Origin of the sequence: Pseudoalteromonas sp. B160 (assembly GCF_037162485.1) — a bacterium.
GTDB lineage: Bacteria > Pseudomonadota > Gammaproteobacteria > Enterobacterales > Alteromonadaceae > Pseudoalteromonas > Pseudoalteromonas rhizosphaerae.
Window position 1 is genome coordinate 1,780,084 of record NZ_JARLUX010000001.1, and the last position, 13,138, is coordinate 1,793,221.

General features: G+C 39.3%; 15 protein-coding genes and 1 pseudogene. 1 reads left to right on the top strand and 15 read right to left on the bottom strand.

The window, feature by feature from the left end:
• Positions 1 to 9 precede the first annotated feature (9 nt).
• Positions 10 to 2,172, top strand: a complete 2,163-nt coding sequence (locus P4S61_RS08340; protein ID WP_337118116.1) for a TonB-dependent siderophore receptor — start codon at positions 10 to 12, stop codon at positions 2,170 to 2,172.
• A gap of 57 nt (positions 2,173 to 2,229) precedes the next feature.
• On the opposite strand, the gene P4S61_RS08345 is transcribed toward P4S61_RS08340, so the two are convergent.
• From P4S61_RS08345 to P4S61_RS08415, 15 genes and pseudogenes are all read right to left on the bottom strand, one after another.
• On the bottom strand, positions 2,230 to 2,445 hold the full coding sequence (locus P4S61_RS08345) for an EF-hand domain-containing protein (protein ID WP_145241762.1): 216 nt from the start codon (positions 2,443 to 2,445) through the stop codon (positions 2,230 to 2,232).
• 67 nt (positions 2,446 to 2,512) lie between these two features.
• Positions 2,513 to 2,725 (bottom strand): calmodulin, encoded by a 213-nt coding sequence (locus P4S61_RS08350; RefSeq protein ID WP_145241760.1) that lies wholly within the window; start codon positions 2,723 to 2,725, stop codon positions 2,513 to 2,515.
• A gap of 84 nt (positions 2,726 to 2,809) precedes the next feature.
• Entirely contained in the window at positions 2,810 to 3,022 is a 213-nt protein-coding gene (locus P4S61_RS08355; RefSeq protein WP_145241758.1) for a calmodulin, read from the bottom strand.
• A 505-nt stretch (positions 3,023 to 3,527) separates the two neighbouring features.
• Entirely contained in the window at positions 3,528 to 3,998 is a 471-nt protein-coding gene (locus P4S61_RS08360; protein WP_182718499.1) for an OsmC family protein, read from the bottom strand.
• Positions 3,999 to 4,027: 29 nt separating this feature from the next.
• Positions 4,028 to 4,621 (bottom strand): DUF998 domain-containing protein, encoded by a 594-nt coding sequence (locus P4S61_RS08365; RefSeq protein WP_149983182.1) that lies wholly within the window; start codon positions 4,619 to 4,621, stop codon positions 4,028 to 4,030.
• A 181-nt stretch (positions 4,622 to 4,802) separates the two neighbouring features.
• Positions 4,803 to 5,015, bottom strand: a complete 213-nt coding sequence (locus P4S61_RS08370) for a calmodulin (RefSeq protein WP_145241754.1) — start codon at positions 5,013 to 5,015, stop codon at positions 4,803 to 4,805.
• A 148-nt stretch (positions 5,016 to 5,163) separates the two neighbouring features.
• Positions 5,164 to 5,376, bottom strand: a complete 213-nt coding sequence (locus tag P4S61_RS08375) for a calmodulin (RefSeq protein WP_145241752.1) — start codon at positions 5,374 to 5,376, stop codon at positions 5,164 to 5,166.
• Between the two features lie 148 nt (positions 5,377 to 5,524).
• Positions 5,525 to 5,737, bottom strand: a complete 213-nt coding sequence (locus tag P4S61_RS08380) for a calmodulin (RefSeq protein ID WP_145241752.1) — start codon at positions 5,735 to 5,737, stop codon at positions 5,525 to 5,527.
• A gap of 148 nt (positions 5,738 to 5,885) precedes the next feature.
• A complete protein-coding gene (locus P4S61_RS08385; RefSeq protein WP_145241750.1) occupies positions 5,886 to 6,104 on the bottom strand; it encodes a calmodulin in 219 nt (72 codons plus the stop codon).
• 77 nt (positions 6,105 to 6,181) lie between these two features.
• Positions 6,182 to 6,394 carry a calmodulin gene (locus P4S61_RS08390; RefSeq protein ID WP_145241748.1) on the bottom strand — a complete coding sequence of 71 codons (213 nt, stop codon included), beginning with the start codon at positions 6,392 to 6,394 and terminating at the stop codon, positions 6,182 to 6,184.
• Positions 6,395 to 6,846: 452 nt separating this feature from the next.
• Positions 6,847 to 7,527 carry a flagellar brake protein gene (locus P4S61_RS08395; protein WP_337118117.1) on the bottom strand — a complete coding sequence of 227 codons (681 nt, stop codon included), beginning with the start codon at positions 7,525 to 7,527 and terminating at the stop codon, positions 6,847 to 6,849.
• Positions 7,528 to 7,577: 50 nt separating this feature from the next.
• The gene (locus P4S61_RS08400; protein WP_145241744.1) at positions 7,578 to 9,029 is read right to left on the bottom strand and encodes a TrkH family potassium uptake protein; all 1,452 of its coding nucleotides are present in this window, start codon (positions 9,027 to 9,029) and stop codon (positions 7,578 to 7,580) included.
• Between the two features lie 51 nt (positions 9,030 to 9,080).
• Positions 9,081 to 9,694 (bottom strand): annotated as a pseudogene (locus P4S61_RS08405) (YigZ family protein).
• A gap of 68 nt (positions 9,695 to 9,762) precedes the next feature.
• Positions 9,763 to 11,085 (bottom strand): Xaa-Pro dipeptidase, encoded by a 1,323-nt coding sequence (pepQ, locus tag P4S61_RS08410; protein WP_145241740.1) that lies wholly within the window; start codon positions 11,083 to 11,085, stop codon positions 9,763 to 9,765.
• A gap of 88 nt (positions 11,086 to 11,173) precedes the next feature.
• On the bottom strand, positions 11,174 to 13,060 hold the full coding sequence (locus P4S61_RS08415; protein WP_182735378.1) for a transglycosylase SLT domain-containing protein: 1,887 nt from the start codon (positions 13,058 to 13,060) through the stop codon (positions 11,174 to 11,176).
• Positions 13,061 to 13,138 lie beyond the last annotated feature (78 nt).

The following is a 13,138-nucleotide window of genomic DNA, read 5'->3' on the forward strand; positions in this document are numbered from 1 at the left end:
TTTCTTCAAATGATACACCCAACTTTAAACACCCCTCTTTGTGTTACATATTGCAGTGTTATTGGTATTCTTGTGTGTGGACTGTCAACGAATGCAAATGCCGAAGCTAAAAACGACATTGAAAAACTAACCATCGTGGGCCAGCAAGATAGCGGCTACAAAGTAAGTGCAATGAACTCAGCAACAGGGCTTGATCTCAGCCACTTGCAAACTCCGCAATCAGCTATCGCTATCACCAGTCAATTTATGGCCGATCAACAATTAAATAGTGCTATTGAAGCCATCACCAGCGTAACCGGCATCAATGCAAGAGAGGCCGATAATGGTAAATATTCAATTTCAGCGCGCGGTATCAGTGTTACCAGTATTTTATATGATGGCATAGCAACAACCTACGATACCCGCTTTAATTACGGCGATAATTTAACAGACACAGCAATTTTTGAACGCATTGAAGTCGTCCAGGGTGCCACAGGGTTAATGCTCGGTGCAGGTAATCCATCAGCAGCAATTAACTTAATACGTAAGCGCCCTACTGTGCATAACCAAGTAAATATTTCTGCAACGGTTGGTTCTTGGCAAAACTATCGTGGTGTGGTTGATGCATCGGGTAGTTTAAATAGCAGTGAAACCGTGCGTGCGCGTGCCGTACTCGCCTATCAAGATCAGCAATCATATCAAGACAGGTTCAGCCAAGAAAAAACCACGTTATACGGTATTGTTGAAGCTGACCTAACTGATAGTACCCTGTTAACTTTTGCTGTTGATACGCAAACCACAGACCCAAAAGGCACGATGTCGGGTGGACTACCTATTTTTTATAGCGATGGCAGCCGTACTAACTATGACCGAGAAACTTCAACAGCGCCAAATTGGTCATCTTCAAAAACTAAAGCATTGAATAGCTTTATGAGTATTGAGCATTACTTCAATGCTAATTGGCAGCTAAGTGCGAGCTATATATATGGTAATAATGACCTACATTACGATGTTTTTTGGGCGACAGGTAACCCTGACTCACAAACGAATATAGGCATGAAGCTCGGTTCAGTAAATTATATTGATGCGAAAAGAATACAACGAACCTATGAAATAGAGCTAGCAGGTAGGTTTAACTGGTTTGGGCAAAACCACCAATTGCTTTTTGGTTACAACAACCAAGATCAAGATTTTTCAACGCCTTATTTTGCAAACCAACAGCCACCGACTGTCATTGGCGACTTTACTGCAACAGATTATGACTACCCAAAACCTAACTGGCAAACCACACCTGCCTATGGCTCGTATGGCACGACAAAGCAAAGCGCACTTTATTTTGCTTCACAGTTTAACGTAACTAATGCGCTATCTATTATTTTGGGTAGTCGTTTAAATCAATGGCAAACAAATCAAGATAACTTTGGCAGCCAACATGATTATAAATTAGATAACGAGCTGACCAATTATTTAGGTGCTACTTATAGCTTGGCAGATAATTGGGCACTTTATGCTAACTACACCGATATATTTACCCCGCAAAGCCGCGTCGATAAAAATGGTAATTACCTTGACCCAATTCAAGGTCAAAATTATGAGCTAGGTATCAAGGCCTCATTATTGGACGAGCGTTTAGACATTGCACTATCGGGTTTTGAAATTCAGCAAGACAATGTGGGCGAATACACTGGCGAAACAATTCCAGACACTCTTCAGGCAATTTATCAACCAATTGATGGTACGGTCACCCAAGGGCTTGAGTTTGAACTTAATGGTGCATTTACTGATAGTTGGAATGGCTATTTTGGCTACACTTATAGCGAAGGTGAAACGCCCGAAGGTGACATCCTCAATACCACAAACCCAAAAAATCAATTTAAGTTATTTACCACTTATAAATTAGATCACCTGTTAACAGGGTTGAAAGTCGGTGGCGGTTATCGCTGGCAAAGTCGCAGCTATGATGAAGTAAAAAACCCAGTTCACGGTCAAGTTGAAGTAGAGCAATCAAGTTATGGCATCGCAAGCCTTATGAGTAGTTATCAAATTAACTCACAAATGTCTGTTAGCGTAAATATTGATAACTTATTTGATAAAACTTATTACAACCAAATTGGTTTTTATAACCAATATCGCTACGGCAGCCCGCGAAAATTCTCCTGCAGTTTGACTACAGCTTATAACCATTCAAGTTAACCAAAAAAAGCAGCTTAACTAAGCTGCTTTTTTTGTAGGAGTGTTATTTCTATCAGTTTATTGTACTTTGGCAAACTCTTCTTTCGATAGCTCACCGTTTTGATCTGTATCTAAGTCAGCAAAAATTTCAACTAACTGTGCATTCACAGAGGCTTCTTTTTGGCTAATCACGCCGTCTCCATCAGTATCAAATGTGTCAAAACTAACTGCTGCAAACGCAGTTGATGAAGCCGCTAAGGCAAAAATAGCAAGTGCTGTATTAATATGTTTCATAGTGTTATTCCTAATAATTTAAAAGAAAGAAATCCTTTTCAGAGATCCCTGTTTGTGGAAACTGAAATTACGCTTTTGAAAATTCTTCTTTTGATAACTCACCGTTTTGGTCAGTATCAAGCTCAGCAAACTTAGCTGAAATAGTCGCATCAGCAGATGCTTCTTGTTGGCTGATTACACCATTGCCATCAACATCAAGAGTATCGAAGTCAGTTGCTGCAAAAGCAGCTGATGATGATGCCAACGCGATAAGTGCTAAGGTTTTATTTAGTGTGTTCATAATTATCTTCCTTCCAAAATTTAGTGTGCTTGCTTAATCAAATGCGCAGGTCCTTTGCAAAGATCCTTGTATGAAAATAAGCGATTACGCTTCAGAAAACTCAGCTTTTGAAAGCTCACCATTACCATCAGTATCTAACTCAGCAAACTGGCTCATTAATTTTGCATCAACTGCCGCTTCGCTTTGGCTGATCGTGCCGCTACCATCAACATCTAAGGTGTCAAAGTCAGTACCTGCAAATGCTGCTGATGAAGAAGCTAATGCGATAAGTGCTAATGTTTTATTTAATGTGTTCATAATAAATATTCCTTCAAAGTTTATGGTTGTGAACTTAAGTGATAATCACCGTTTCGTTCAAGACAACTAGAGTATTACAACTTCGGTGCCAACAATTTATTATCATTAAAAATCATTAAGTTACATTGTATTTTGATGTTTTCGTGGAATTTAGAAGGACTATTCTGTTGCAGTTTAGCAACAAAATTTATGCGTTAACCTATAAAACCATATAAATCAAATGGTTAATAGTTATAAAAATGACACAACTCGATAAACTATGCTGATAATAGTGTTTTTTTCAAAGATGAGTACCCTAACCGCAACTGAACAGCAACTTTAACTGATAAAAATTAAATTTTTTTCATAAATTAACAATCTGAATTGTAAGGGGAAATTAAATTTATTTTGGTAAGTAAAAAATAAAAACGCAGTTAGTTTATGAAAATTCGTGTTTTGTTGCCATTATGCGAAACAATAGCAACGATATTGCAGTTTTAACGCTCTGGGTATTCTTACAATTTAATTAAGCACCAACAATTTCAATCACAATATGTGTTTTCACCGAATTGGCGATAAAACATAACTCATGAGCCTGGTGATGCATTTCTTCTAATTGCTCTGCACTAGGTTGCTCATTTTCGGCAAACTTCACACATGGTTTTAAAGTTACTTGAGTCATCGACATACGCCCATCACTAGCGCGCTGCATCAAACCAACGGCATCATCTTGATAGCTATCAACTATAAACTTATTTTTTGCCGCAATAGATAAGAAAAATAACATATGGCAGCTCGACAATGACGCAATAAATGCCTCTTCGGGGTCGACACTTTCTGCCACAGAATATGGCAGTGGCACGATATGCGGTGAGGAGGATGCAGCAATAGTTGCCCCACCATCAAATTGCCACAAGTGACCTCGGCTATATTTATTATCGATAAACAACTCTTCTGCTTGGCGAGACCACACAACACTTGCTACATATTCAGACATTGAAACTCCCATTAAAAATTATTTTACGGTTAAAGCACCAACGAAAATGCACTCAACCACAACAACTGCACACCATAAGCTAATCGTTGATAAGTGCCTACACTGCCTTTTTGCTTAAATGCTTGCGTCAACAAAACTAAAAAGTAACAGGTAATACACACACACAAAATTGAAAAAAGCCGAAATGAAATACCGGTATATGAACTTACAGCAACAAAAATTGGCGCAATCAGCAAAGACAGCAGCATTACCAAGCCAGCCCAAGAATGTATTTGGCAACTCAAAGTAGGGTTTTTAGTATTAGGATCCGCATCCATGGGGAAGTAACCGGCAATCCAGGTACCCACACCATGAATCATGACAAGCCAACCGACCAACATAATTAATATAGCGGTATTTTCCAGCTGTACGACATACCAACCAAATAAACAAAATAGTAACCCAAGAGGATAGTTATTAATAAGCGGGGATAGTTTTTCCGTGGGACTGCCAGCAGCACCGAGCTCGCTGCAAAATTGCTTTGCATGACTATAGTTTGGATAACACCTACCAGCGATATACACCCCAGCAACAATCCATATACTCGCGCTTAGTGCTGAATATAAACTAATAATCTCTAACATTAGCAACTTCCATGTATAAATTAATACCACGATAATAAGCTGATGTATTTATGTTGTAAATAATGCACTTAACCGCACAGGAAGCACACAGGCATAAAAAAAGCAGCCCGGGGTATTGGCTGCTTTTGAACGTAATCAATGTAAAAGTCCTTTTAAAATTCCTTGTAGGCGGAAGCTATAATTAGGCCTTTGCGAACTCAGCTTTTGAGAGCTCACCGTTACCGTCTGTATCAAGCTCTGCAAATTTACTCATAAGCTCAGCATCAACCGATGCTTCACTTTGGCTGATTGCGCCGTTGCCATCAACATCTAGCGTATCAAAATCGGTAGCAGCAAACGCCGCTGATGAAGATGCCAGTGCAATAAGTGCTAATGTTTTATTTAATGTGTTCATAATTAATATTCCTTCAATGTACTATCAAAGAATTTGTCTCAATACTGGTTTTCAATGCGAGTAAAGTCTTCCTTGTTATCCTTTATCATGGGTTCCCTGCCCACTTAGGTTGTCTTTGGCAACTCAGGATAAACTCAGTATTAAATTATTAAGCTTTTGAAAACTCTTCTTTTGATAACTCACCGTTTTGGTCAGTATCAAGCTCTGCAAATGTTGTAGATGTAATACCACCCATTGATGCTTCTTGCTGGCTCAGAGCTCCATTCCCATCAACATCTAGCGTATCAAAATCGGTAGCAGCAAACGCCGCTGATGAAGATGCCAGTGCAATAAGTGCTAATGTTTTATTTAATGTGTTCATAATTAATATTCCTTCAATGTACTATCAAAAAATTTGTCTCAATACTGGTTTTCAATGCGAGTAAAGTCTTCCTTGTTATCCTTTATCATGGGTTCCCTGCCCACTTAGGTTGTCTTTGGCAACTCAGGATAAACTCAGTATTAAATTATTAAGCTTTTGAAAACTCTTCTTTTGATAACTCACCGTTTTGGTCAGTATCAAGCTCTGCAAATGTTGTAGATGTAATACCACCCATTGATGCTTCTTGCTGGCTCAGAGCTCCATTCCCATCAACATCTAGCGTATCAAAATCGGTAGCAGCAAACGCCGCTGATGAAGATGCCAGTGCAATAAGTGCTAATGTTTTATTTAATGTGTTCATAATTAATATTCCTTCAATGTACTATCAAAAAATTTGTCTCAATACTGGTTTTCAATGCGAGTAAAGTCTTCCTTGTTATCCTTTATCATGGGTTCCCTGCCCACTTAGGTTGTCTTTGGCAACTCAGGATAAACTCAGTATTAAATTATTAAGCTTTTGAAAACTCTTCTTTTGATAACTCACCGTTTTGGTCAGTATCACGCTCTGCAAATCTATTTAAAAGCTCAGCATCTTCTGCGGCTTCAACTTGACTGATCACACCATTTTCATCAACATCAAGGGTATCGAAGTCTAACGCCTCAAAAGCAAATGCTGCTGATGAAGAGGTTAATGCAATAAGTACTATCGCTTTATTTAGTATGTTCATTGGTTATCTCCTTTCACCTGAGATGATGAATAGTGTGTTACGAAGTCCTTTTCATTTTTCCCTGTCAAAAAGCGACATTAAGCTTTTGAAAACTCTGCTTTTGAAAGTTCGCCGTTACCGTCGGTATCAAGCTCTGCAAATTGGCTCATAAGCTCAGCATCAACTGAAGCTTCACTTTGGCTAATTGCGCCATTACCATCAACATCTAATGTGTCAAAGTCTGTTGCAGCAAATGCGGCTGAAGAAGATGCTAGAGCAATAAGTGCCAACGTTTTATTTAATGTGTTCATAATAAATATTCCTTCAATGTTTATGGTTTCGAACGATGTGCTAATCACATTTTCGTTCTGTACAACTAGACTATTACAACTTCGGTGCCACATTTAAAAAAACGTTTAAAATCAAATTATTAAAAATAAAATTTACTTTTGACTGGCTATTTACGGTGTTTTTTGTTGCTTTTTAGCAACACGTAAACCACCTATAAAATATAGTTTATAAAAATCAATTAATTAGGTTTAATAGAAAAGACACAGATCCGTACTTACAGTGTTCGTATTTATATTTTTATAGGCAAGAAGAGTGACAGGCGCTGAAATTAACCAGCTGAAAATTAGCAACTGAAATAAATAAAAAATCTATGTTGCTGATAATTAATAACAATAAAAATAAATTTAGAGTTCTTTAAGGTGGGTTACGGTATATCCGCTATTTTGTCGCAAAACAGCGAATATGCACAAATTTACACCAGTGGCTCAAGCACTGAAAGGTCAATAAAGTGGTCTTTCATGAAAGTTTTCATCTCGTCTTCACTTGCCGTTAGTTGAATACCAAACTGGGCGCTAGTGGCATGGCTTTTAACACTGCATATTTGTCCGCTAAACTCAGTAACACCTTTATTGTTTTTATCGAGCATAATATGACACTGAGTATTCTTTAATTCACTGAGATCAGCTTTACTTTTTACATCAAACATTACCCCAGTTACTGAGATATCTTTAATAACTCCTTGCATCTCGCGTTCGTCATTAAACTTTATTTTTGCAGCTAATAATGTGGGAATACGAGTTTGTGATCGCAAACTAAATAATTGCACTTCAGTTGGGAAATTTAAATAAATAAGCCGTGCCAGGTGCGACGACACTGACATAACCTGCTGACGAAATGCTATAACTTGCCCGCCACCGGTTTCAAGCACCGCTCTGACGATCACCACAACACCATCTTTTAAATATTCACCCGCGTTACTTAAGCGCTTGGCTGATGGATAATTTAAAATCACAAAACGCTCATGCAATAAACCAACAAATTCAGTTTTAATTCGCTTACTGGCTGTGGGTGTTAATATTTCGACATCAACAATGCTACCAGCACTAATGTAGGCAAGGTTTTCTAAGTTTAATTGTTGTCTTGTTTTTGCCATTTCCTTTCCAACTATAAATAACCTTGTACAAGTGCTCGCTTTTATACAAACTAACCACGCCAGAAGGTCGGTGTAAACAACACTAATAAGGTGAATATCTCTAATCGCCCGAACACCATCGCAATGGTTAATAGCCATTTAGCGCCATCACTAATAGCGCCATAATGCGACGCAACATCCCCCAAACCAGGGCCGAGGTTATTTAAGCAAGCTGCGGTGGCTGAGAACGCCGTTATGTTATCCATACCGGTCCCCATTAACGCTAACATAATAATGACAAATACCAACGCATAAGCAGAGAAAAATCCCCATACGGCTTCAACTACTTTATCTGGTAATGCCTTACGACCAAGTTTAATAGAGTAAATAGCACGAGGATGCACTAACCGATTAAGCTCACGTATTCCTTGCAGATAAAGTAAAAACACTCGGACTACTTTCATACCGCCGCCAGTGGAACCTGCACAACCACCAATAAAGCTCGAAAATATCAGTAAAATAGGCAAGAATAAGGGCCATGCTGAAAAATTATCGGTGGCAAAACCCGCAGTAGTACTAATTGATACCGCTTGAAATAATGCCTGATCGAGCGTTTCGTCACCGTTTGCATATATGTTATTGGACGACAGTACCGTAAAACACACTATCACCAGCGCTAGTTGAATAAACAAAAACACTTTAAACTCAGGGTCGCGGATATACACTCTGAGATTTCGACTCGAAACAGCTGCGTAATGCAAGGTGAAATTAACGGCAGCGATGATTAGAAATATCACGCAAATAAAGTTGATTAATGGACTGTCAAAATGTCCCATAGAAGCATCGTAAGTAGAGAATCCGCCTATTGCAACAGTAGAAAATGAATGACAAATAGCATCAAACCAATTCATTCCGGCAGCCCAGTACGCTAAAGTACACGCGATAGTTAACGACACATAAATATACCAAAGATGTTTTGCGGTATCGGCAATACGTGGCGTCATTTTGGAATCTTTTACAGGCCCTGGAGTTTCAGCTCGATACAACTGCATACCACCAACGCCAAGCATGGGTAGCACTGCAACCGCTAATACGATTATCCCCATACCGCCTAACCATTGCAGTTGTTGGCGATAAAACAATACCGATTTAGGGAGATATTCAATGCCTGTTAACACTGTAGCACCGGTTGTAGTTAGCCCTGAAAACGCTTCGAATACCGCATCCGCTAATGATAAATTAGGTTCTTGTAAAAAAATCAGCGGTAAAGATGCGAATGCCCCTAGAACTAACCAAAATAGCACCACAATTAAAAAACCTTCGCGAGCTTTTAAATCTCCCTGCTCGCGTCTATTTGGATAGTATGCAAGTAAACCAATAATGACACTGAATATAAATGCGAGAACAAATGGCACGCCACCACCATCTTTATAAATGAGCGATACAATTGCCGGCGGCACCATAGTGATACTGAACAGTACAACCAGTTGGCCGAGAATTTTTATGATGGTACGAAATTGCATTGAGCTATCGCTTTTTTATTAAGTAATGATTAGTGCGTGAATGCTATTGTCTTACTCTTTAATACTTAACTCAACCGCGCCATGGCTCAAATCATAAATATCTTTTATGGCTTGTGTGGCTTGGCGGCTATCTATAGTAATAACCCATTCTATATTAGCAGTAAATTGCTTTTCTATGTTAAGTACTTGAAATTGCGTTTTTAGTAACTGCTCTATCGCTCCTTGCGCGCTGTAATCACTACAGCCCACCAGCTCAACACTAGGAACTTTTAATGTAGTTGTTAAATGTGCCAAGGCATTATTTAGCGAGCCGCCATATGCTCTGACTAACCCGCCAGTACCCAGCTTTATACCGCCAAAATAACGAGTAACTACCGCGGTGACTTCTCCAAGCCCAGATCCCATTAATACATTAAGCATAGGTTTGCCTGCAGTACCATTTGGTTCACCATCATCAGAGAAACCATAAACATGACTACCACCAGGATTACCTGCAACATGCGCCCAACAGTTATGACGAGCATCGCTATATTTACTTTCAATCTCACGGATAAACGCTTTTGCCGAGGCTAAATCTGGCGTATGAGCAATATGCACAATAAAGGTGCTTTTTTTATTTCTTCTTGATGAAAAACGGTTGCTGCTGGGTACTTATATTCTGACATTCTTTGATAAACCCAAATAATGAAGCAAAAAATGGGGCCATATGGCCCCAACTTTTAACACCGGATGATTAATCTAATGCTAAATCACGGGTCATATTTTCTAAGCTATCTTCATGAACAATAATGTTGTCCTCGATGCGAATACCGCCAAATGGTTTAAACGCTTCAACCTTTTCCCAGTTAATAAACTGCTTGTTGTCTGTTTGCGTTAAATCACCAAGTAATGAATCGATAAAGTACAAACCAGGTTCAATCGTGAATACTTGGTTTTTCTCAATCAAGCGCGTACAACGCAAGAATGGATGACCTTCTGGTGGCGCTTGATGTGTACCCTTTTCATCAGCCATAAAACCACCCATATCGTGCACTTGTAAACCAAGATGATGGCCAAGCCCATGCGGAAAGAAAGTCGACGTAATACCGCGCTCAACGATCTCAGTGGCTGGTAACTTAACAATATTAAAATCACTAAGCACCTGAGCAATACGTTGATGGCAATCTAAGTGCAGTTCACCGTATAACAAACCTGGTTTCAGTGCTTTACCCAATGCAATTTGATGCTGTGTCATTGCGGCAATTAATTCGGCAAACTCGCCCGACTTTTTAAAATCATAAGTACGAGTTATATCTGCAGCATAGCCATTAAAATTAGCGCCAGCATCAATTAAGAACGAATGATGTGCTTTTGGGGCTTGAGGCTCAAAATGAGTGTAGTGCAAAATAGCGCAATTTTCGTTAAGCGCAACAATATTGCCATACGGCATTTCGTTTTCGCTTTGGCGAGTGGCCATTAAATACGCTTGCTGAATATCAAATTCAGAGCCACCGTTAAAAAAGGTATCACGCGCAGCTTTGTGGCCATCAACCGCAATACGATTAGCTTGGCGTAAGCATTCAAGTTCGTATTGAGTTTTATAAGCACGGTGGTAATTAAAGTAATTGAGCACCGGCTCTGGGTTCATAATGCTAAAGCCTAGCGCTTGAGCTACTTCTAGGTATTCACCGATATAAGCGTACTTCGCCTTATCGTATGGTAATAGTTTTTCAACTTGATCAGGCTGTAATAATAGCTCGATATCAAAGTAATCAGCCCAAAAATCTCGTGGCTCATCTGGTACTTTGTGCCAAAAATCGACAGGGCGATAAAAAATCAGTTTTGGTTTATCACTGCCATTCACAACAATCCAACAGTGTGGATTATCGATGACCGGTAACCAAGCTTTGAAATGCGGGTTGACTTTAAACGGATAATACATATCGTCTAAAAACTGACGTTTAGCTTGTCCTGAATGGATCACTAAACCTTCTAATCCTTCACGCTCAATAATAGTACGAGTACGCTGCTGCAGTGTTGCAATATGTTCGGCGTATAAAACGGCTAATTTATCCATAGAAAACCCATCTGTTAAATTTAACTTATTTTAAGTCTAACATAGACCCTGTTTAACCCCAATGCAGATGCGCTAAAGCACTTGTGCCTTAGCCACCCATCTTCATATCCAATATTGGTGCCAGTATGTTTCCTTCGCGCCCTAAACGCGTGTGATAAACCTGACGATAAGCAAACACATTTTTTACGTACTCCCGAGTTTCACGGTACGGGATAAGCTCAATCCATAATTCAGCAGGCATAGCTTCATTTGGTAACCACTTTTTGATTCTATGGTAACCAGCGTTATACGAGGCAGTTGCTAGTATTTCGTTGCCATGGTTTTTGTTTTTTAAATATTCTAAATACTCTGTGCCTAAACGTATATTTGTTTTCGGCTGATTTAAGCGACTTCCTGAAACAGTACTTTTATTGACATACTTCGCTGTACTTGGTAATAACTGCATTAAACCACGCGCATTGGCGTGAGAACGCGCATCAGGTGCAAAAGAGCTTTCACGGCGCGAAATAGCAATGCTCCAAGTAACATCTATATGATTACGTTTACTATAACGCTCAAATAAATCTTGAAAAGCAAATGGGAAACGTAACTCTACATAATCCCATGCCTTAATTTGCGCTAAAGTATAAATAGTACTGTCGTACCAATCTAATTCTGCTGCGAGTTTTGAAGCCGCGAGCTTTTCTCCATCGCTAGAAGTGCTTGTTAAATAATTCCATTCGCGACGAGCCGAAGTAAACCGCTCAAGTTCATACATCGCTTTAGCACGTTTAAAACCTGGGGCATTAGCGACCTCATGCATTAATTTATCGCTCACTAACAATGGTTGATTATTGAGTTCAATAGGTAACCCCAACCGCGCGGCAGCCAAAAAGCCATAATAGTCACGCTCTTTTGCGACTATTTGCCAAATAGCTTTAGCACGCTGTGTATCACCTCGTTGAGCTAAACTGTAGGCTAACCAATATTGCTGACCCAGACTGAGATTTTCTTTACCTGTAAAAAACGCAACGATGCCCGACCAATCCTGAGTTTTCAGCATATTGCCTAACTGCCATTGCATTAATTTACGATCTTGACGATCTTTGGGCACTTTACTCAACCAGAAACGTGCCTCAGGATGACCTCTTGATGCCAACGCTAAAGCAAAACTATAATACACATCAGCCTTTTGCTCGTCAGAATAGTTAAACATTTTGTCTAACTTTTCCCACGCCTTGAGCGCTAAGGTTTTATCTCGCCAAATTAAGCGTTTAATTCCATAGTGTGCAATTTCGCTTTCCTTAACTGTTTTATGCTTGTAACGATACATTCCTGCAACTGCACTGGGATCGCTGCGAACTTTTCGATAAAAGTCAGCCAAGTATTGCTCATTTTTTGGTAATAAAGTTTTTAAGTATGGCAATAAACTTTGCGAACCACCTTGTGCTGATAACGTAATACGTTGCCATATTTGCTCTTGGCTCATATAACCTTTTTTACGCCAAGTACTAAATAATAGGTCACATTCTTCAGGCTGTGATTTCCCAACAGTCCATAAATTTGTTACTTGTCTCATTATCGCTTGTTCTGGTGCCCCTAAATCAAGCTGATACTGCAGGTAAGTGCAAGTCAGTTCAGTATTTGTAGTCTCACGATAATTATTAATAAAAGCGGCTTTGCGGTTTTGCTTTTGCAAATTCTGCAGCCATGCTTTGCGCACTGGCCACTCTAAAGGCGTACTTTGGTAAATAGTTAAATAACGCTCTATTTCAGATTGGTGCTCAATATCGGGATGGCGCTGCCAATAGACTTGTTCCACATAAGGCTTTAATGGATGGTCTAGCTGTGCTGTTATTTCTTTAAACTCCTGATAACTAGCATATTTAACTTTTCTTTCAGCATCTAAAAATGCGTCATGTTCAGTATTAGCGTAGGCAGAAAATAAAGGAAATAATAATGCTGCTGCCGTTACACTTAAAAATTGTTTTTTCATGATGACCTTAAATATTCAAAGGTAAATAAAAGACAAACACTTCGCCTACACCTTAGCACCAAACAAGCTATATTTTAA

Excerpts from the sequence above, each read along its gene's own strand:
- P4S61_RS08340 (WP_337118116.1), top strand. The coding sequence starts at position 10 with ATGATACACCCAACTTTAAACACCCCTCTTTGTGTTACATATTGCAGT.
- P4S61_RS08345 (WP_145241762.1), bottom strand. The coding sequence starts at position 2,445 with ATGAAACATATTAATACAGCACTTGCTATTTTTGCCTTAGCGGCTTCA.
- P4S61_RS08350 (WP_145241760.1), bottom strand. The coding sequence starts at position 2,725 with ATGAACACACTAAATAAAACCTTAGCACTTATCGCGTTGGCATCATCA.
- P4S61_RS08355 (WP_145241758.1), bottom strand. The coding sequence starts at position 3,022 with ATGAACACATTAAATAAAACATTAGCACTTATCGCATTAGCTTCTTCA.
- P4S61_RS08360 (WP_182718499.1), bottom strand. The coding sequence starts at position 3,998 with ATGTCTGAATATGTAGCAAGTGTTGTGTGGTCTCGCCAAGCAGAAGAG.
- P4S61_RS08365 (WP_149983182.1), bottom strand. The coding sequence starts at position 4,621 with ATGTTAGAGATTATTAGTTTATATTCAGCACTAAGCGCGAGTATATGG.
- P4S61_RS08370 (WP_145241754.1), bottom strand. The coding sequence starts at position 5,015 with ATGAACACATTAAATAAAACATTAGCACTTATTGCACTGGCATCTTCA.
- P4S61_RS08375 (WP_145241752.1), bottom strand. The coding sequence starts at position 5,376 with ATGAACACATTAAATAAAACATTAGCACTTATTGCACTGGCATCTTCA.
- P4S61_RS08380 (WP_145241752.1), bottom strand. The coding sequence starts at position 5,737 with ATGAACACATTAAATAAAACATTAGCACTTATTGCACTGGCATCTTCA.
- P4S61_RS08385 (WP_145241750.1), bottom strand. The coding sequence starts at position 6,104 with ATGAACATACTAAATAAAGCGATAGTACTTATTGCATTAACCTCTTCA.
- P4S61_RS08390 (WP_145241748.1), bottom strand. The coding sequence starts at position 6,394 with ATGAACACATTAAATAAAACGTTGGCACTTATTGCTCTAGCATCTTCT.
- P4S61_RS08395 (WP_337118117.1), bottom strand. The coding sequence starts at position 7,527 with ATGGCAAAAACAAGACAACAATTAAACTTAGAAAACCTTGCCTACATT.
- P4S61_RS08400 (WP_145241744.1), bottom strand. The coding sequence starts at position 9,029 with ATGCAATTTCGTACCATCATAAAAATTCTCGGCCAACTGGTTGTACTG.
- pepQ (WP_145241740.1), bottom strand. The coding sequence starts at position 11,085 with ATGGATAAATTAGCCGTTTTATACGCCGAACATATTGCAACACTGCAG.
- P4S61_RS08415 (WP_182735378.1), bottom strand. The coding sequence starts at position 13,060 with ATGAAAAAACAATTTTTAAGTGTAACGGCAGCAGCATTATTATTTCCT.